Origin of the sequence: Nocardia sp. CA-135398 (genome assembly GCF_050955845.1) — a bacterium.
Lineage (GTDB): Bacteria > Actinomycetota > Actinomycetes > Mycobacteriales > Mycobacteriaceae > Nocardia.
On record NZ_CP192084.1, the window covers coordinates 2,806,088 to 2,824,429 of the forward strand.

The 18,342-nt window shown below is 65.9% G+C and carries 17 protein-coding genes; 10 read left to right on the forward strand and 7 right to left on the reverse strand.

The annotated features are described in order from the left end of the window. Nucleotides 1–125 precede the first annotated feature (125 nt). The 8 genes from ACQP1T_RS12445 (at nucleotide 126) to ACQP1T_RS12480 (ending at nucleotide 8,076) form a co-directional block, all read left to right on the forward strand. Nucleotides 126–602, forward strand: coding sequence for a hypothetical protein (locus ACQP1T_RS12445; RefSeq protein WP_433760104.1), 477 nt, complete (start codon nucleotides 126–128; stop codon nucleotides 600–602). A gap of 72 nt (nucleotides 603–674) precedes the next feature. After that, nucleotides 675–2,252, forward strand: coding sequence for a hypothetical protein (locus ACQP1T_RS12450; RefSeq protein WP_433760105.1), 1,578 nt, complete (start codon nucleotides 675–677; stop codon nucleotides 2,250–2,252). 29 nt (nucleotides 2,253–2,281) lie between these two features. Further along, nucleotides 2,282–3,781: a PPE domain-containing protein gene (locus ACQP1T_RS12455; protein WP_433760106.1), complete on the forward strand. Its 1,500-nt coding sequence runs from the start codon at nucleotides 2,282–2,284 to the stop codon at nucleotides 3,779–3,781. Then, nucleotides 3,778–4,161, forward strand: a complete 384-nt coding sequence (locus ACQP1T_RS12460; RefSeq protein ID WP_433760108.1) for a YbaB/EbfC family nucleoid-associated protein — start codon at nucleotides 3,778–3,780, stop codon at nucleotides 4,159–4,161. The genes ACQP1T_RS12455 and ACQP1T_RS12460 overlap by 4 nt, the downstream gene beginning before the upstream one ends. Then, entirely contained in the window at nucleotides 4,158–4,874 is a 717-nt protein-coding gene (locus ACQP1T_RS12465) for a hypothetical protein (RefSeq protein ID WP_433760109.1), read from the forward strand. Before ACQP1T_RS12460 ends, ACQP1T_RS12465 begins: the two co-directional genes overlap by 4 nt. 11 nt (nucleotides 4,875–4,885) lie before the next feature. Beyond that, nucleotides 4,886–5,239 carry a hypothetical protein gene (locus ACQP1T_RS12470; protein ID WP_433760110.1) on the forward strand — a complete coding sequence of 118 codons (354 nt, stop codon included), beginning with the start codon at nucleotides 4,886–4,888 and terminating at the stop codon, nucleotides 5,237–5,239. 52 nt (nucleotides 5,240–5,291) lie between these two features. Next, the gene (locus ACQP1T_RS12475; protein ID WP_433760111.1) at nucleotides 5,292–5,591 is read left to right on the forward strand and encodes a hypothetical protein; all 300 of its coding nucleotides are present in this window, start codon (nucleotides 5,292–5,294) and stop codon (nucleotides 5,589–5,591) included. 7 nt (nucleotides 5,592–5,598) lie between these two features. Beyond that, nucleotides 5,599–8,076 (forward strand): hypothetical protein, encoded by a 2,478-nt coding sequence (locus tag ACQP1T_RS12480; protein WP_433760113.1) that lies wholly within the window; start codon nucleotides 5,599–5,601, stop codon nucleotides 8,074–8,076. On the opposite strand, the gene ACQP1T_RS12485 is transcribed toward ACQP1T_RS12480, so the two are convergent. The 6 genes from ACQP1T_RS12485 to ACQP1T_RS12510 all read right to left on the reverse strand — a co-directional run bounded on the left by ACQP1T_RS12485 (nucleotide 8,067) and on the right by ACQP1T_RS12510 (nucleotide 14,496). Further along, a complete protein-coding gene (locus ACQP1T_RS12485; protein WP_433760115.1) occupies nucleotides 8,067–8,468 on the reverse strand; it encodes a YbaB/EbfC family nucleoid-associated protein in 402 nt (133 codons plus the stop codon). The two genes, ACQP1T_RS12480 and ACQP1T_RS12485, sit on opposite strands and share 10 nt — an antisense overlap. Then, a complete protein-coding gene (locus tag ACQP1T_RS12490; protein ID WP_433760116.1) occupies nucleotides 8,468–8,734 on the reverse strand; it encodes a hypothetical protein in 267 nt (88 codons plus the stop codon). Before ACQP1T_RS12490 ends, ACQP1T_RS12485 begins: the two co-directional genes overlap by 1 nt. A 27-nt stretch (nucleotides 8,735–8,761) precedes the next feature. Next, entirely contained in the window at nucleotides 8,762–12,037 is a 3,276-nt protein-coding gene (locus tag ACQP1T_RS12495) for a T3SS effector HopA1 family protein (protein WP_433760118.1), read from the reverse strand. Further along, complete coding sequence (locus ACQP1T_RS12500; protein WP_433760120.1) at nucleotides 12,034–12,315, reverse strand: hypothetical protein; 282 nt, start codon at nucleotides 12,313–12,315, stop codon at nucleotides 12,034–12,036. Before ACQP1T_RS12500 ends, ACQP1T_RS12495 begins: the two co-directional genes overlap by 4 nt. Then, the gene (locus ACQP1T_RS12505) at nucleotides 12,312–13,994 is read right to left on the reverse strand and encodes a hypothetical protein (protein ID WP_433760121.1); all 1,683 of its coding nucleotides are present in this window, start codon (nucleotides 13,992–13,994) and stop codon (nucleotides 12,312–12,314) included. Before ACQP1T_RS12505 ends, ACQP1T_RS12500 begins: the two co-directional genes overlap by 4 nt. Before the next feature lie 70 nt (nucleotides 13,995–14,064). Continuing rightward, nucleotides 14,065–14,496, reverse strand: a complete 432-nt coding sequence (locus ACQP1T_RS12510; RefSeq protein ID WP_433760124.1) for a YbaB/EbfC family nucleoid-associated protein — start codon at nucleotides 14,494–14,496, stop codon at nucleotides 14,065–14,067. Nucleotides 14,497–14,781: 285 nt separating this feature from the next. Between ACQP1T_RS12510 and ACQP1T_RS12515 the strand changes: the two genes are divergently transcribed. Then, a complete protein-coding gene (locus tag ACQP1T_RS12515; protein ID WP_433760125.1) occupies nucleotides 14,782–16,686 on the forward strand; it encodes a type VII secretion target in 1,905 nt (634 codons plus the stop codon). A 72-nt stretch (nucleotides 16,687–16,758) separates the two neighbouring features. Here ACQP1T_RS12515 and ACQP1T_RS12520 read toward each other — a convergent pair whose 3' ends face one another. Continuing rightward, nucleotides 16,759–17,766 (reverse strand): hypothetical protein, encoded by a 1,008-nt coding sequence (locus ACQP1T_RS12520; RefSeq protein WP_433760127.1) that lies wholly within the window; start codon nucleotides 17,764–17,766, stop codon nucleotides 16,759–16,761. A 225-nt stretch (nucleotides 17,767–17,991) separates the two neighbouring features. Between ACQP1T_RS12520 and ACQP1T_RS12525 the strand changes: the two genes are divergently transcribed. Further along, nucleotides 17,992–18,333: a hypothetical protein gene (locus ACQP1T_RS12525; RefSeq protein ID WP_433760129.1), complete on the forward strand. Its 342-nt coding sequence runs from the start codon at nucleotides 17,992–17,994 to the stop codon at nucleotides 18,331–18,333. Nucleotides 18,334–18,342: the final 9 nt, after the last annotated feature.

Sequence of the window (18,342 nt, forward strand, 5' to 3'; positions counted from 1 at the left end):
AGCGCCTGCCTCGGGTTCCCATCTTTGGGAATCCTCAACAATGAGGGAGTCGATAGAAGTTCCACGCACGGTCGTCAACGGTCTATCGCGGGTAGGCGCGCACTCGACAGCGGATAGGTGATCACATGTTCGGTCTCGGATGGAAAGACGTCCTCTCCGGCGTCGCGACCGGCGTGGGCTTCGCGTTTGGTGGGCCGGTCGGTGGCGCGCTGGTTGGCGGAGTTGTGGGTGGTGCAGTCGCGGCGTTCGAGGGTAAAGGCTGGGACGACGTGATGGAGGCCACCCTGGTCAATGGCGCCCTCGGCGCCATTCCTGGTGGATTGGTCGGCGGTGCGGCCAAGGGCGCTTTGATGAAAGGCGGCGCGAAGGCGCTCGGCCAGAGTTTCAAAGACGCCGGAACCGCCTTTTTTACAAAGACTGTCAAGAACGCCGGGTTGCCCCGATTGGCGTACGCAAAGTCTGCGATGAACAAGATGGGCTTGGGTACCGTGACCGCGGCAGTGGCCACGGCGTACGGGGGAAAGGCTTGGCGAGATTACGATCAGCCAAGCGGGGCGGCATCAGCAGTGGGTGAACTACCTACCACGCTCCTTTACGCGTAGCGGTTGCGGCAGAGGAGCAACTCCTTGAAGATTCAAATTCACCTCCCGATGCGGATGCCTGACCCGGATCAGATGACGGATCCAAAGTATGCGCAGTATGTGCCGCTGCCAGGCACGATAGCTTGGTACAAGACGCTGCCCGCGAAATTCCAAGGCTATTTCGACAGTTGCGGCAACGGCGAGGAGAATAAGGGGGAGCCGCCTGTTATGGAAATGCCTAAGCAGGTGAAAGTTGGTGACGTGGCCGGCCATTTCACGAACTACGGGAGCACAGCAGCCAGCCTGCAACAGGCAGCCTACCTGATCAATGACTCGTCCAAGGCGATTGCGCCGCTGGCGAAGAAGCAAGAGGCCATCTCCATTGCCGCGCAGAAGGCTGTCAATGGTGGCATCGACCACATTTCCACCAATGCCCCGACTGTGCCCAAACCGGGGATGAAGGAAGATCAGCACATCTACGAGTTCTGCAACGAGGCGATCCAGTCTGTCGCAAATGCTTTCGACGAGGCGGCCAACGCGGGCAAGGATGTCAAAGCTGGTGCCGACAAGGAGACCGAGACGCTCAAAAAGCTGGAAGAGCAGATCAAGGCGCTCCAGCAGGAGAACGCGGAGCTGAAGAAGAAGCTCCTGGACCCGGCGACGGTCCCTACCGTGCCGACGACTCCGACGACGCCGGGTACCGACCCCACCCAGGTCACCCCCATCGACGACGGTTCCAAAGTCCCCGGGCTGGACGACCTCAACCCGACTACACCCGGGGTCGACACCGGAACCACGCCGACCGGTGGCTCGCTCGACGACAAGGTGCAGCAGGCGCTCGACAACCTCAACAACCGGGCCACGGATCCGAGTACCGCCACACCATCGGTGCCCAGTGCGGCGGCCGCATCACCGGCGAGTTCCGGTATGGACATGATGAGTTCGATGCTGCCGATGCTGATGGCGCAGATGATGAACCGCGGTCAGGCCGACACCGACTTGAACAGTCGGCGCGGCGAATTGGACCCGTACGAGGACCAACTTCGTGCCGTCCCCGCCGCTGTCGCACCCGCGCAACCCGTACAGCCCGCGGCCAGCGCGCCCGCGGCCGCGCCCGCGAGCCATACCGCGCCTCCGGCGAATTCGTCCTCCACACAGCCGACGACCGGAATGCCGGGTCGCACGCCGGGTTCCGACGGAACCGTGGTGTACACCTTCCCGGACGGTCGGACCCAGAAGGTATCCGTCACTGTCGCACAGGCTTTGGATGCGGCGTTCGGCAACGCCAGCGGCACCGACGCCCAGGCGGCATACGCGAAGACTCCGGCGAAGTGGTCGGATAAGAAGCAGATCGGGACCCCGGTGGATCCGTACCAGCTGATGACCGGTGATGTCGCGACCTGGGACAACCGCACCGCGATCGTGGTGGCCTTCCCCGCCGACGACGGCGGCACACTGGAGGTTGTGGTAAACGGTCAACTCAAGCAGTTCACTCCGACGGAAATGTCCGACAGTGCTGGGGAATTCGGCCAATTCGTCGGATTCAACCACCCGAACGGCATCGAAGCGACTGCACCCGAGGACCACGATCAGGGCAAGATGGCGGGTACCCCGGTTACCGGCGATCCGTCGGCGAGTGCGGCCATGCCCGCAGTGGCCGCTCCGGCGTGATCGTGAGCCGGATGTGAGAGGAGGAGGCGATGGCGCCGCTGAATGTCGATCCGGCGGAACTCATCGATGTCGCCGCGAAATTGGCCGCACTGGCGCGTGACACCGGAGCGGGACTGCCGAACGGCTGGGTACAGCCCGCGGGGGCCGACCCGATCTCCGGGACGCATGTGCCCCAGCTCAACGCGCAGGCCGCGTCGTTGTTCAATGGCGTGCTCGGCGTGCTCAACGAGGTCCAACGCCACGCACACCACATCGGCGGCGCGGCAGCCGATTACACCGCGGCCGACGATCTGGGCGCGCGCGTCGTGAATGGCGGCGGCGCGGATATCCTCGCCAATCCGGTAGGTGATGTGCAGGAATTCGGTCCCCGACAGGCACCTGCCTTCAACCTGCCCGCGGCCACCGGATCCGTCGACCCGCTCACCTTCGCGAAGCAGTTGCACACCGGCCCGGGTCCTGGCCCGGCGACCAAATTCGCGGCCGATGTCCGCAGGTACACCGGGAGTTTCCACACCGCGGCCGCCGAAGGTGTCGACGGTGCGGCAACCCTGATGCAGAACTGGAGCCCGGTCGGCACCACGGTGTCCGAGCACTTGACCCAACATCGAAACTGGTTGGGCCAGCTCGGCACCGAATTGGGGGCACTCGCCGACAATGTCGACGCCTACAGCACCGCGTTCAGCACCGCGAAGGCCAAACATCCGACACCTGAGGAGATCATCGCGGCCCGCAAGCGGTTGCTGGCCGCGATGAAATCCAAGAACGAGGTTGCGCTGCAAGCGGCACTTGCCGAATTCCAGGAGCAGAATGCCCGCTCCGCCGAGGCGATCACCGGTTACTCCACGACCGTCAACTCCAAAATTCCCACCGGGGGTGGCACGGGCGATACCGGCGGCAGTGGCAAAGGAAGCAGCAGTGGCAGTGATAGCAGCAGCATGCTGTCCCAGATGCTGCCCGCGATGATGAGCGCCATGTCCTCAGCCGCCAGTATGGCGCAGAACCAGGACATCTCGGGTGGTGGCCTCGATGACGAGTACAGCGACTACGGATACGACGACCTCGGCATCCCCTCGGGCCTCGGATCGCTGGGCTCGGGGGGCGGCTCGGGGAGTGCGATCTCCGGCGCCGGTATTCCGGACATCAGCGACGCGAGTACCTCGGTCTCGGTTGGCGCGATGCCGATCGTCGCGACCGCGGGCGCGGCATCGAGCACCGCGGTCGGGATGCCGAGAACGCCGGTTATCGAAGCTGCGTCATCCTCTTCATCGGGCGCGGCGGCCGCACGCGGTGCCGGTGCCGGTAACGGAATGATGCCCTATATGCCGATGTCCCCGGGTATGGGAGGTGGCGGCGCCAATGGCAACGAACGCAATCGGGTGGTCGCCTGGCATCCCGACCGGTTGATGTACGTCGACGACACCCCTCATACCGAACAGGTAATCGGGGAACGGCCGACGATCGCCCCGACCGTGACACCGCCGACACCGGCGCCAGGCCAGGGCCCGACCCAATCCGGAGGTTCCGTGTGAGTGACATCCACCCCGACGTACAGGCGGCCCTCGATGCCGCCCGCGAATTGCGGCATCGCATCGCCGATATGCGTGAGCGGATCGACAGTATCCGAGCTCGTCGGCCCTCGCCCAGCGGTGCGATCATCCCCGAGGTTGATGCGATGGGCCGGCTGACGGATCTGTTCCTGGCGCCGGGCACCGTAGACCGCCTCACCAATCAGGAATTGGTCACCGAGATCATGGCGGCCATTCGGGAGAGCACCGCCGATGCGGCGCGCCAGTATCAGAGCGTGATGGAATCGGTGCCCCCGCCCGAGCCGTTCCAGGCTTCGGGTCTGTCCGGGCCATCCGGTCCGTCCGGGTCGGCTTCGGCGACAGCAGGTGCGGTGCCGTCATGACAGAACCCGGCGCGGTCACCGTCGCCGATACCGTGCGGTGGCTGCACGAGGAGGGCCTGGTCCGGTTGGCCGGTGTCGCGGAACGGATGCCGAGTCTGGTGGCCGCGTACACCATCGACGTCGCGACCGGGACCGTCGTCGCCCATCCCGCGACCGGTGCCGGTGTCGGCTCGGATGTGGTGACCCTCGGCGCCGACGATCTGCCCTATCCTGTCGGCACCGCCAAGCGGTTGGTGATCGTGGGTGTCACCACGGCCGAAGCATTGTTGGTCGTCGACCTGGCGACCGCGTTGACCATCGCGATCAATGCCGACCGGCCGGAGCTCGCGGCCCGGGCCTGGGCGGTGCAGTTGCTGCTGAACCCCGAGATCACGGTGACAACCAATAGCGCCGATGTCGCGATCGCGTCGAGTCCGCGCTGCCGACAGAGTTTCATCCCCGGCGGCGGCGCGACGATCATGAATATCGACGACGCGCGTCCCCCGATTACGACCGTTACGCTCAACCCGTCGAACGAGGGGCCCGATCATCTCGATGTGGCTCCGGACGGAACCGCCGAAATGTACCTCGGCGCTCGATTCTGGCAGCTGCGCCAGATCATGAGCATCGATGATGCCGCGTGGACTGCCCTTGGGGAGCGGCTGGAAGCACCCGAGGAGGATCCTTCTGTGCGTAGCACATCCTCGAATCGTCAACACGCCGAACGACTTTAGGAGTGATCCTGTTGACCGATACACATCCGGACGAGTTCGACGTGGACGAGGCGGCACCTGCTCCCGACTGGCGGAGCATGGTCTATGAAGTGTTCAATCCCGACCACACCTGTGGCGTCGCCTGTGATCGTGACGGTGAGATCGTCGGGCTGCACATCACCGACGACGCGCGCGACAACGGCGATGCCTGGTTGGCCAGGGAGATTCTGCGGCTCGCGCGCCTGGCGCATGTGAAGTCCCGAGTGGGGCTGCGTGCCGAAATGGAGTTCAAGGGCACGCGTCCCTACACCATCGACTCATTCGATCTGCCCACCGAAGCTTCCTTCCGCGCCATGGTGAATGCCGAATTCGGCACCACCAGCTGAACTGAAATCTCCGCACCGAACCTCTCTCAGACGGGACCCCGACATGGTGGATATGGACGAACCGCACGAAGTGAATGCTGCGGCAGGCAGATTCGCCGGTGCCATCGAAACGGTCTCGGGGCAGGTGGCCGGGACGGTTTCGGATCTGGTCCTGCACCATCGGCCGGTATCGGCACTCGACCGGTCGCTCGACGCGCACCGGCAGGGCATCGTGACCGCATTCGGTCACGCATTGGCGGCCAGTAACCGCGGGGCGCGGATTACCCACACCGCGACGGTGAGCACGACGAACGTCCTCTCCGCCGCGGATGTGGAAGGCGGCGCGCACGTGCACCGATACGACTCGATCTGATCATCGGATGCCACCGGAGCACGAAAGTCCGTACTGGGACGAGATAGTCCAGGACAACTGGCCTGAAGTCCCGCCCGGTGACTGGAGCGCACTGGAAACCACGTCGCGCGACGGTGCCGCGGCGCTGGATACCCTGGGCGCCGAACAAGCCCGCAACGAGTTCGACAATCGGGTTCGTGCCAGCGAGGGGCTCGAACCCGTCAAAGAAAATATGTTGAAGCAGCGGGGGAATCCACAGGCTTTCGCCGACGCGCTGGACGCCGCCGCGGAAATCTTCGGGCATTTCTCCGATCTGGTCTATCGCACCCGCAACCAGATCCTCGACATCGTCGAGGCGGCCACCGACAAGATCCGCAAGGCGCAGCAAGCCGCGGCGAACGACGAATCCGATGACGAATCCGAACGTGAGGCCAAGGCGGCCGCACTGCGCGACCGTGTCGCCCGGATCATCGCCGAGGCCCGTGCCGACGTAGAAGATGTTGTGCGGACCGCGCACAGATCGATCGGCCCCACGATTCTGCCGACGCTGGAGCAGCTCTACCGTAAGCTGCAGCAGCAGCCGCCCTGGACTTCCGGGCGTCCCCATCTGCCGGGAGGCCCGCCGGAACACCGGCCCGCACATCCGCATCTCCCTGGCCCACCGCAGCAAATCGGGCATCCGGGGGCCGGACCGAACCACCAGGTCCCGATTCCGCTCGGCTTCGGCCCCCAATTCGATTCGCCGGTGATGGATCCGACCGACATGTGGTTGCCGGGGAGCGGGCCGACAGAACTTCCCGCTGATTCGCCATCGCATGGCACGCCAACGGATTCGCCTACCGGCCCAGCAATGCCGCCAGCGGTATCGGCCCCGACCGCTACTCCGGGCGTCACCACGGGCTATGCACCGACAGTGCAGCCGGACGGTGCCGATCCGAGTGCTTCCGCGACCGGCGTCTCGTCGCGTGCGCCGTCCACCGCGACCGGCACCGGCGAATTCCGGGACGGTACCGCGGCAGGTGCCCATGACGAGGCCGGAGGCGATACCACCGAAACCGCGCAGCACAGCGAAACACACACGGCCGCAACCGATTCCGGCCACGGTACCGATTCCGCCGAGATCACACGGGAGACGGCGTCGGCAGGACAGATGTCCCCGATGCTGCCGACTATCCTGCCGCCCGCAGCCGGTTCGACCGGTATCTCCGCGCCGCCGTCGTCCGCGCCGCCGGTGTCTTCGGCGCAACCGTCGGCGAATGCCCCGGCCGCGCAGTCTCGGTCCGGGGCGATGGAATCGAGGGCACCGCAGGTCGACGCGCGCGGGTCCGGGTCTCCGGTGCCGAAGGTAACCGCCGGGCCCGCAGCGCCGGTGCCGAATGCGGCGGCCGTCCCGCCCGCGAAATCGAATGCGCCGCAACGTGATCCGCAGGCAGCGGGCGGTCGACCGGATACCGGCGGCAGCGACGAACTGATCCGTGATGTCGTCGGCGGTGCGATGGTGGCCGCCGCCGCTCCGACCTTCATGCTCGGCGAGCGGGTCGACGGCGATCTCGTGCTGGCACGGACAATGCTTGGCGGTGTGCTGGCCGTGGTGGATTCGTCGGTGATAGGGCTGGAGTGGGCGGTGTCGGTGATGCGACATTCCGGCGGCATCAACGCTTTCGTCACTTCGAACGAGGGCCGCAGCTGGCTGCCAGCGGGTCTGTATCTTCCGCGTGAAATATCGACGCCCTGGATGTGGGAGGTAGCCGACGCCGCGTGGGAAGGTGTTTCCGATCCGGCGCGGGTGCTCGCCGAGTTCGGCGCCGCGTGGGGACGCCGGACCGGGGCGAAGGTGACGGCGATCGTATCGTCGCAGCCCATCGATTCCGGTATGCGCGCCCAACTGCGTGAGGTGCCGATGGAGGGGCCCGTATCGGCCTCCTCGGCAATGGATTTGAGCGTGGCGGCAGCCGGTTTGTCGGATCGGCTCGGCGTGGTGGCCGCGCCGCAGCTGCTCGATCGGCTCGCACAGGTACCGGCTCAGGGAATCGGATCGCGCTGCATCGATCTCGCCTGGGATGCGCATCGGCGCGTGGGCGGTGCGCCCGACTCACTCGGCTTGCCCCGCCTGCGGCAACGGATCCTGGAGGCGATCCGGCAGCGCCGGGAGGTGCCCGGCGACTGGTGGGAGGAACTGCGCGACGCAGACGATCTGCTCGCCGCGTCGATGCTGTCGCGCCGAACCGACGTATCCCGAGTGGCATTGGGGGAGTTGCGATCCGACACCGACGGACGTTCGGCATCGGAGGCGATGCTGTTGCGGGCGATGGTATTCGAGCGGCGCTGTGACGAACTGGTGCTGATGCTCGTCGACAAGCCGAATCGGCAGCGCTTGCGCGATGCGACCTACGCCCACGGACAGATCGTCGATCATCCATTGTTCGTGGACGCGCCACGCGCACCGACCGGAACCACGGCCGCCCGGCGACCGACGATCAGCACGGGACCACCGCGTCAGTCGTAATAGTCGTCGTACTCGTCGTCCTCATGGGGGACCGGTGCGGGTTCCTGGACGACTTCTGCGTCCGGTTCGCGCAGACTCGGCGCACCCGGCAGCAGATCCTCCGGCTCGGGCATCCGGCCGACGATATCCTCGATCGGGCCGATAGTCTCGCTGACCTTCTGGTGCGCCAGTCGCGCGGCCTCTCTGGCCGCTTCGGTAACGGCCCGGCCGAGATCCGCCGCGGCACCACGCAGCGCACGCGAGTCCAACCGCACCTCGGTGACGATGCCGGACTGATCGACGGTTACCTCGACCAAACCATCCCGCGAACCGGCCGTGGCACTTATGGCGGACAACTCATCCCGGACATCGGCGAGTTGAGCTCGTTGCATGTCGTATTGCCAATGGTCCATCAGCCGTTGTCCACCTCGAGTGCCGCCTGGCCTTCGGTGTAATGCCCGGGCATCATCGCCGCGATATCGGCTCGAATGTGTTGCGGCCATTGCGGATTCGCGAGCTGTGCCAATAGCCAGTCGGTGTCCCGGCGGTCGAGCCGGGCCACCGCGAAGTACACGATATCGTCGTTGAACATTTCCGGACTTCGGACCGGGTCGATATCCCCCCGCAGGTACTCGGTCACGATGTCGCGGGCCACGGTGATCCGCCGTTGCTCGGTCATTTCATCCTCCGTATGCCGCATCGTCGATCATCGGGTGTAGTTCTCGTGCGGCAGTTCAGGGTCCGCTCCATGTCTCGCCAGCGCGGCAAGGACCTCTTCGCGGAAGTCCTCGTACGTGCCGTCACGCATGCGGACCGACTGCAGTGCCTCGAAGACGGCATCCGCTCGGATTCCGCCGAAGCCGCTGCGCCCCGCTGTCAGCGGCTCGGCGCCGAAGCTCACTCCCTCCATGACCTGTTGCGTCATGGCAGGGACATCCCAGTGGAAAGTATCGGGGTGCTGTTCCTGGTATTGCTTCAGCCAGTCGACGACCCTGTAGGCGTCCTCCACCTCGTTGACATAAATGACCGTGCTGTCCGCGCTGAGCCTCCGTGGGCCGCCGACTCTTGCTGCGGCGACCCCAGGGAATCGATCGGGGCGGTCAACTATCTCGTGCACGATCCCGCGCATGAGAGCCGGGGTCGCATCGCCGCGTGCATTGATGTACACGCGGTAGCCGATAGCATCGGTATCGGCGTCCAGGCGGTGGAAAAAGAGAAAACTGACGTCCGATGGGTCCACCCTATCTATGTACTCGGGAGCGAGACGCCTCGTGCGTCCTTCCCAAGGTTGCAGAACCGCCCGCTGATTCTCTGGCGCGCGGTTGCCGAGAATGTTCCCCATTTCGTCGAGGAAGGCGCGGGGATCGGATACCGGGTTGGTCTCGGAAGAGGCGTGGTATCTGGCGTAGACATCGTTCGGAAGCCCGATGGCGTCCTGGTCCGTCCAGATGTGTTGGAGAAATTGTTCGAGGTTCTCGCGAGACAGCGGCGGTGCTTCCAGTCCATGTACCTGATATGAGAGGTCCCGCACTGCCATGAGTCCATCGAAAGAAATGTCCGGATCCATGCTGTAGACGAATTCCGTCAACGGCATGTCGGGCCGTAGCGCCTGATGCAATTCCTCGAACGACATATCCGGGCGAATCAGCTGCCCGAACTCCTCGGGGGACAGATCGGGACGCACTGCTTGATGGAAATCCTCGAACGACATCTCCGAACGCAGCGCGCGATGCAATTCCTCAAGTGTGCGCGGCTGGTCCAACAATTCCGGGTATTTTCGCACGGCATATTCGAATAGGTCACGATCCGGATGCCATGCTGGCCACAACTCATCGGGCGACTCGCCCGCAGCGGGCGGTGTTTCCTCGTCGAGCGGCGGCGTTCGCTGCGGATCCCCATCACCTTGGGTGTGGTGGTCCGGTGGCGGTGTTGTCGCTTCGTCATGTGCACGCTGGGACCCGACCTCCGGGTCGTGCTCGGGGGGCACGGGTTGTTCTGCGTGCTGCGGTGGGTCGCCCGGATCCCGTGCGCCCGGAGTTGCTTCGTGGTCGGGTGCACGCGGAGGCCAGACCAGTTGGTCGCCATTTGGGGAACCGGGTTCGTCGGGATGCTGTGGCGCTGGGGCAGGCGGTGTCTCCTCCTCGCCATGCGGCCGTTGCGGCTCGACACGTGGCTCCTCGCTCGGCCGATCCTGAGAATGCGGCTCAGGCGGATCGGAGTTGTCGCCCGGGGAGCGTTTGAGGTAGTCGGGCAGTTCGTCCGGCTCGTACATTTCGTAGGGCTCGCGTGAGGGCACGGCCCCCGCGGGCTCGGACGGATCTGTTTTGCCCTGAGTGTGGTCGGGTGGTGTGGTCCCTTCTTCCGGTTGCTGTGGCGGGACACCCCCGTCGGACCCGCCCGAGTCTGGACGCGGGCTCGGCGGTTCGCCGGTGCGTGGGGGGAGTGGCTCGGGTTCATCGGTCGACGGTTTGGCGGGTTCGCCGCCCGTCGGGTCACCCGGTCCGGGCGCAGTGGAGTCTGGGCGTGATCCGGTTGGGCCGGGCGGATGTGGGCCGGTTCCGCCCGGTGGTGTGGTGCCCGGGGGTGTGGTGGTGGTCGGCGGGGTGCTGGTGCCGGGAGGCGTGCCTGTGCCCGGCGGTGTTGTTGTGGGGGGTGGGGTTCCCTGCGGTGGTGGCGTAACGCGTCGGGTTCCGTCGGGCGCTGTGGGGTGTGGTGGGGTGCCCGGTGTTGTGGGCGGGGTGCCCGGAGTCGGCGGTGGTGTGGTGCCTCCCGGTGGTGGGGTGTGGGGTGGTGGTGTGACCCCCGGAGGTGTGACAGGTGGTGTGGTGCCGCCCGGCGGATTAGCCGGTGGTGTGGTGCCGGGGGGAGTGGCCGGTGGCGAGGTCCCAGGCGGTGTGGCCGGTGGTCTTGTGCCGCGCGGCGTCGTGCCCGAGTGGGGTCCACTACCGCTGGTCGATGTGGTGGCCGGAGGCGTCGTCGAAGTGGAGGTCGACGTCGATGTCCTGTTAGTGGATCGCACGACCCGCGGTGGCAGGGGCCGGGCGAAGATGGTCGCCGAACCGACGAAGCCGCCGACGAAACCCTGGAGTACCGCGGTTCGCAGTTCCTTGGCATCCGGGATATGTCCTGTGACGAGTATCCCCGCGCCCGCACCGGCCACCGCGCCCGCGACACCGCCGACACCGCCGATCAGCACCCCTGCGGTGACATGCGCGCCGTAGCGGACGAGATTGGACTCGGACTTTCCGGCGACCTTGCCGAGGAACTTGTTGATCCGGGGAGCCACTCGCGACGCGAAGCGCGCTCCGATTCCACCGCCGACGCCGCCGATGATCGCGGCATCTCCGACCATGCCCCAATCCATTTCGTCCCGATGGTGTAATACCTCCTTCTGGTAGAACTGGGCACCGGCATTGACGGCGGCGGCAGTACCGGCACCGAGTCCTGCCCCGATAGCAGTGGCCTTGGCCAGCGGCAGACCCCCGCGCTTGGTGGCACAGTCCAGCCCGACCTTCTTGACCCTGCCGAAGTACCGTCTGGCGCTCGCGGCCCATGAGGCTTCGGCGGCCGCCCTGTCCTCGGCGGCCTTCACGACACCTGGTGCGGACAGCATGGCATCCACCACCAGCTGGGTCAGCAGCGCGATTCCGGTTGCGATCACCTGCAGTTTCATGAATTCGCAGTCTTTGGCCTTCTGATAGCACTGCTCTGCCATGGAGTCGCAGTACTCGGCCTGGTTGCGCAGATCGTCGCCGAGCTGCACATTCCTGTTCGCCTTCGTGTCGGCGCTGAAGCCGTTGAGGGCCGTCTTTTCCGTAGCAGACGCCGTATCGTGCCGTGTGGCGAGTTTGCGGCAGCCGTCGCCGCCCGTCGCCCAGTAGTCACCCTCGCGGCGCAACGCATCCTCGTCGCAATCCGGCCAGTACCCCGCCAGGGCTTCGACCAGCCACTTCGGAAAAAATGCTGGCAGCGTCAGTGTCACAGCGCCGCACCTGGCACGTCGATTTGTTCTTCGGGTAGTTCCGCAACCTCGGTATCGCTGTCGGCGACAACCGATTCCATGAGGAATGCTCGACGTGCGTTTGCGATCATGTCCTCGGTGATGTCCGGATGGGCCAGGGCGATGGTGATCAATGCCGAGTCGGTGTCCGGTCCCAACCCCACGTGCATTCGGAGTGGGCGACCGCCCGTCGCCGCAGACAGTTCGGTCTCGAAGGTGCTGTGCCGCGCGTCGGCGGTGTGTCCACCGCCGACGCTCACGGCGTCGCCGTTTTCCGTGCGGTATCGATCAGTAAGCGGTGCAACACCTTTGCGGGCGGCGCTGCCTCGGCGCCGTTGATCTGTACCTCGGTGAACGCGTCCGCCATCGCCATACCGGGGTCGAAGTTGCCGTCGTGGAATCCGTAGCCGCTCAGCTGGGCGCGCCATTGCTCGTATTCCGAACTCGACGCGCTGGCCGCGTTCTCGCGCGATGCGGTGCCTCGGGTGCGGGTGAACTCGGCGATGAGCGCGTCCTGAGCGGCCTGCCTGGCGCGAAAGCTACCTGCGACATCTAGCGCGTGTCCGAGTTCGCGGACCATTGTCGAATACACCGGCCGCCGGTCCGAGCCGCGCGCGAGTTTTCCGGAATGCGTTGCACTGCGGATGTATTCGGCGAATACCCCGGGACTGCGGGCGACCACCGTATCGAGCACGATGCGACGGGTGAACGGCTCCGGGCCGGTGGCCCCCGCGACCCAATCCCATTCCAGGCGGGTGGCCGCGTCGGCGGATTCGGCGATCGCTATCTGCCGCAGATCCACATACGGATACTGGGTGAGCACGTCGTCCAGTGCGGCCGCGATCTCTCGGATCGTGTACCCGTCGACGCTCGGATCGTCGAAGCCGACCAGCTCGAGATCGTGTCGCTCGGCCAATTTCCGTGCCAGCAGTGCGTTTTCACCGAGGCCCATGCCATCGGCCGCCCACGGATGACGTGCGGCGGATTTCCCTTCGGCGCCGAAGGCCTTGCCCGCCGCCTTCGGTGCCGGACGGGCATACTGCTGGTGTTGGTCGGGCAGGTGCGGCGTGGGCATCCGTGGCGGCATACTCGACGGTGCCGATACCCGAGGTCCGGCGTTACTCGGTGCCGATGTCGGCGCGGCTCCCGCGGCGGCTGCCTTGGGCGCGGGGGTATCCGGTGTGGCACCGGTACCGGCTGTACCTCTCGACCACGGCGTATTCGGCTGCTTGCGGTCGGTGGCTGGAACGTCGACAGTCGGTCGGGCAGCGGTCGGCGCTGAATTACCTGTCGTGGGCGCCGATTCTGGTGGGGAACCGGATGTTTCGCGTGTATTCGGTGACCCGGGGCTTTCGAACGGGCTACCCATGCTGGGCATGCCGTTCCCGTTCGGGCTGCCCGGGATGGTCGGCGTGGCGGAGGCGGGTCCGGACTGTGGGCTCCCCGAGGTACTCGGTGCCGGAGTCGGAGTCGGAGCGGCCTGATAGCCCGGATGGGATTGTGATGGCGTCGGCGATTGTGTCGTATCGGGCGTGGTGCGTGTGGTGATCGGATTCTGCTGGCCCAGCGGGTATGGATCTGTCGGTGCGGTCGGGGTGACGTTCTGACTGTTGGGCAGTGGCTGGTCCCCGGCGTCGCTGATCGAGCGAGCCGCTTCGCGATCCTGGCGGTCGAAGCTTTCGACGAGGTCGCTGACGACCTTGCCCTCCTCGCGCAGGCTCGCGACCGTCTTCGCCAGGCTCGCGAGTCCTTTGTCCCGATCCGGCACATATGTCTCGGCGAACGCCTGGCCCGGAGCGTCCTTGCCCCAGGGTTCGCCTTCGCGCTCGAGCGCTGCCTTCAGCTGATCGAGCAGGCGCTGTGCGTCGGCGCCGATATCCTCGAATTCCGGCACCAGTGCACGAAGTCGCTCCTCATCGACTTCCAACGGCTGTGCCACGCGGACTCCTCACGCATCTCTGCGGACAATTCTCACGCGGCCCACCCAGTCTTCCCAATGATGGGAGGGTTCAGCCTGCGCGCGGACCGTCGTTCTCGGCGGATTCGCGGGCATCGCGCCAGCTCGGCGACCCAGGTACCAGGTCGGGCAGATCGGGCATGAGCTCGGCGATATCGACGACCGGGGCGATCAGCGCATCATGCTGCGAACGCGCCGATCGCGCCGCCGCCTGGGCGGCCTCGACAATCGCCCGCCCGACATTTTCCGGCTTGGCGCGCATCGCCTGCGCGGTCAATCGCACGTCGGTGACGACTCCGGCACTGTCCACTGTCACCTCGACCAACTGATCGGATGAACTGGCCTGTGCGCGGAGCGCGTCCACCTGCTGCTGGATCTCGGCGAGCTGAGCCTGCTGTTTCTCGTAGACGTCCATGATGTAGTCGAGCTGGTTGCGCATGCCGTTGTTCGCCGACCGGAGGCTTTCGCGTTCCCATTGATCCATGGCGGCTCCCACCTGCTCGTACTAAGTCGTCGGCGCGGGTCGGGCACCCGATCGCTGGGATGCCTCCGCGGCACTGCCGTTCGCCGATTATGGACCGGCCACTCAACGCGGCCGATGTGCACTTCCCGAAGGCTGGGAGTTTGTCAGGCTGCGTGCGTGGAATAGCTTGCGCTACATACAGTTACGGCTTCTCCTGGGTCGCGGTTCGACGCGAGTCCCATCTCCCCATCATTGGGAAGGATCGACAATGTTGAGAACAGCGGCGGGAAAGGGTCTGATCGAGCAATGACCAGCATGAATATCGACCCCGCAGTGCTGCGCCAGCTGGCGCAGCAGCATGAGCAGGTCGGGCGCGATACTCTTGCGTGGGCGGAGCCGCCACACGCGTGGCTGGCCAGCTTCGAGTCGACCTACGGCACCATCGCCGATCCCGTTCGCAAGGCGCTTGTTTCGTATTACGGTGCCCGCGAGCGGGCCGGTAAGGCGCTGGCACAGGAGCATTTCAACACCGCGAAGTCGCTCCGCGAGTCGGCGGATTCCTACGAAAATGCCGACAACCAGATGGCGTCGAACCTGCGCCGGGTCGGCCACGACTTCAGCGGTCCGCACGAGGGGCCGACGACGAACGGAACCGACCCGAACACTTCGTACACCCCGCCGCCCGGTGGCGGACCGGGCGGCGGCCCCGGTGGCGGACCGGGCGGCGGCCCCGGTGGCGGACCGGGCGGTGGACCTACGTCGCCCGATACCCACATGGCCCCTGCGGCATCGAATGGTTCGACGCCAACGAGCGGGGCACTTGGTGGCACACCCGGTACGCCCGGCGCGGTGTCGCACCCGGACCAGTCGATTTCGGCAGGTACATCCGGCGTGACAGCCGGAAGCACAGCGTCGCCGGTGTCGGCCGGGCCGCTCGGCGCTGGGCCGGGCGTTGGACCGGTGTACGCCGGTCCGACCGACGATCGCGGTTCGAGTCAGCCACCGGCCGGGCCCACCGCGGGCGCCAATGGCATGCCGATACCGGTGCCGGTGGGCACCCCGTTCGCCTCCGCCGTCGCCGCCGCGAAGGATAAAGAAGCCGAGCCGGCCTATGTGGTGGGCAATGGGGTGAACGACGATCTGGTACTGGCCAGGACCCTGCTCAGCAGTGTGCTCGCGGCCGTCGACTCGCCGGTGGGCATGGCATGGGCGGTCGCGGTGATGCGCGGCCCTGCCGGAGCCGGGGTGTTCATCACCTCGAACGAGGGGCGCGGCTGGCTGCCTGCCGGACTCTTCTTGCCGCGCGAAGTCTCGACACCCTGGCTGTGGGATGAAGTACTCGGCCCGGACAGCGGCACCGCATCCTGGGAAAGCGTGTCGGATCCGGCCCGGGTGCTGGTCGAATTCGGCCTCGCCTGGGGGCCGAAGGTGAACGCAAGCCTGTCGGCGCTGGTCTCCTCCGGCCCGATCGATCCCGGCCTGCGGTCACAGCTCAGCGAAGTGGCGATGGAAGGACTCGTCGGCCCGACCTACGACGTCGACTTGCGCGAATTCACCCCGGACACGGCGGACCGGCTCGGTCTGGTCGGTTCCCCGACCGCACTGCAATCCGTGGCGAGCGTGTCGGATCAACAGGTCCGCGAGCGCTGTGTGCAATTGGCGACGGATGCGCACACCCGGGTCGGCCGGTCGGTAGCCGCCAGCGCCGATGCCGCCGGGGCGCGACAACTGCGCGAGCGGATCCTGGCGAGCGTGGCAGCCGGGCAGACCGTATCGCGGCAGCTGTGGGACGAGCTGCGTGATGCCGACGATCTGCTGGCCGCCTCGATGCTCTCGCGCCGGGTCGATGTGGGTCGAGTCGGACTCGGCGACTTGCGGATCGACACCGAGTCTTCCGCGCTGCGCGACATGATCTTCGAGCGTCGGTGCAACGAGCTGGTCTTGTTGCTGGCCGAGGAGACGGAGCGGCAGAGCCTGCGCGACGCGATCTACGCACATGAGCAGATCGTGGAACATCCACAGTTCGTGGAGGTTCCGGCCGCGGTCTCGGTCGGCGGCGACGAGCGCGTTTCCCGCCCGGCGGGTGCAGCGGTCAGCGGGCCTGCGGTCAGTGCACCCGCGGTGAGCGCTCCGGTTGTGGGCGGGCCGCCGAGCGGTGCCGTGGTCGCGCCGAGCTCGCCGCCGCCTGTCGTGGCGCCGGATCGGCAGTGAGGTGGCAGGACGAGGACTGTGCGCTGAAGTTCGACGGCGGCAGTCTCGTCCGGGCCGACCAGCACTCGCGTCCTACGCGGCACTCCAGGTGGGGGTGCCGTAGACATTGAGTTTGTCGATGCCGTGGTCGGGGGAGAAGCCCAGCCCGACCCATGTGTAACGCCAACTTGCCCCGCACGACTCCGCTGCCTTGGCGAGGGCGTCGACGGCATGGGTGGTGCCATGGTGGCGGGAGGCGAGTTCGCGCACGAGTTCGGCCAACTCGTCGTGCTCTGTGCCCACGTGGAGACTGAATTCGGGGGCGCCTTCCCCCCGTACGCAGCACACGAAGAAACCGTATCGGTGGAGCTCGGCCGCGTCGGTGCCACACCGAACGAGTTCGGACAGCACTTCCCATGCTGGATCGCCAAAGTAGCGGACCAGCTTCATCGGCACGGAGACGTCGTCATGCCGAGTCTTCAGATAGAGCTTGTGATTCACATTGCCGTGCGCGTCGACCTCGATCGCGGCAAAAGAAGGTGTGATGAGCTTCTCTTCCGCTGGTACCTGCGCCAATCCGGCGAAGCCCGGCCACGTGCTGCACAACCGTTGCAGCGTCCCCGGCACGACCTTCACGCTGCCATACATTTTGATACGGGCCGCGTGATGGGGCGTTGCGGTGTGATGGACAACTCCGGTCCACGTGGCGTCGCGCGTCGGAATTCTCGCGGGATCGGGATATAACGTCGAGACGAACGACCGAAAGATGTCGACGACCGTCTCATCTCCGTTCGGCAACCATCTGACGAGATCCCGGATCGCGGCCAGTTGAGCGGCGACACGAATCCCTAACTCCATCTCCTGCGTCGCGGTCTCGGTGGTGTAGCGAAGAGCAGGTGTGAACTTCCCACAGCCACCGGTCACACTGGCTTCAAATGGAATGCCGGACCTGGTCAGCAGGCTGGCTGGGCTTCCATCTGGCCTTCGGGCTTTCAGCTGTCCGCCACAAGCGACTTCCAGCATGGCGCGGACGGTCGCTGGGGCACAATCCAGCGTGAGCCGCTCAGCGAGGTCGACCAGGAATTCTCCGGCAGTTCCCATATCAACAAATCTCTCCCATTCGGCCGATGTCCACTCGCTCTCATCCCCATTCTTGGGGAGCGACCACGGGTGTGACGGCGATCATAGGAGTGGCCCGTATCGCGCGGCGTCATCGGGCGACCCGTGAAGCTTCCCGGCGTTGGGAACTCCGGGTGGCGGATCGTGGCGCATCCTGGAAGCTCTATGAGAGAACTCCATCCCGACGTACTCGCCGGACTCAGCCTGATGCGGCGGCTGCGCCACCGCATCGCCGACGTGCGCGAACGTGCCGATGCGATTGTCGCGCGTCGTCCCTCCCCGAGCGGCTTGGTCATTCCCGAGGTTGATGCGTTCGGACGGCTGCGGGATCTCTATCTGGCGCCGGGGACGTGTAACCGGTTCGGCAATGAGGAACTTGCTGCCGAAATCATGGCAGCTATCGCCGAGAGCGCCGAGGATGCGCGGCGGCAATACCAAATCGCGATGAACGACCCCGACAACCTGCCGCGGCCACTCTCGGAGATCATGGGGCAATGGCGGGGCAAACCGGATCGCCAGCGTCCCAATTCTGGGAAGCCGGAACAATGAATCTGAGTT

Excerpts from the sequence above, each read along its gene's own strand:
- ACQP1T_RS12445 (WP_433760104.1), top strand. The coding sequence starts at position 126 with ATGTTCGGTCTCGGATGGAAAGACGTCCTCTCCGGCGTCGCGACCGGC.
- ACQP1T_RS12450 (WP_433760105.1), top strand. The coding sequence starts at position 675 with ATGACGGATCCAAAGTATGCGCAGTATGTGCCGCTGCCAGGCACGATA.
- ACQP1T_RS12455 (WP_433760106.1), top strand. The coding sequence starts at position 2,282 with ATGGCGCCGCTGAATGTCGATCCGGCGGAACTCATCGATGTCGCCGCG.
- ACQP1T_RS12465 (WP_433760109.1), top strand. The coding sequence starts at position 4,158 with ATGACAGAACCCGGCGCGGTCACCGTCGCCGATACCGTGCGGTGGCTG.
- ACQP1T_RS12475 (WP_433760111.1), top strand. The coding sequence starts at position 5,292 with ATGGACGAACCGCACGAAGTGAATGCTGCGGCAGGCAGATTCGCCGGT.
- ACQP1T_RS12480 (WP_433760113.1), top strand. The coding sequence starts at position 5,599 with ATGCCACCGGAGCACGAAAGTCCGTACTGGGACGAGATAGTCCAGGAC.
- ACQP1T_RS12485 (WP_433760115.1), bottom strand. The coding sequence starts at position 8,468 with ATGGACCATTGGCAATACGACATGCAACGAGCTCAACTCGCCGATGTC.
- ACQP1T_RS12490 (WP_433760116.1), bottom strand. The coding sequence starts at position 8,734 with ATGACCGAGCAACGGCGGATCACCGTGGCCCGCGACATCGTGACCGAG.
- ACQP1T_RS12510 (WP_433760124.1), bottom strand. The coding sequence starts at position 14,496 with ATGGATCAATGGGAACGCGAAAGCCTCCGGTCGGCGAACAACGGCATG.
- ACQP1T_RS12515 (WP_433760125.1), top strand. The coding sequence starts at position 14,782 with ATGACCAGCATGAATATCGACCCCGCAGTGCTGCGCCAGCTGGCGCAG.
- ACQP1T_RS12520 (WP_433760127.1), bottom strand. The coding sequence starts at position 17,766 with ATGGGAACTGCCGGAGAATTCCTGGTCGACCTCGCTGAGCGGCTCACG.
- ACQP1T_RS12525 (WP_433760129.1), top strand. The coding sequence starts at position 17,992 with ATGCGGCGGCTGCGCCACCGCATCGCCGACGTGCGCGAACGTGCCGAT.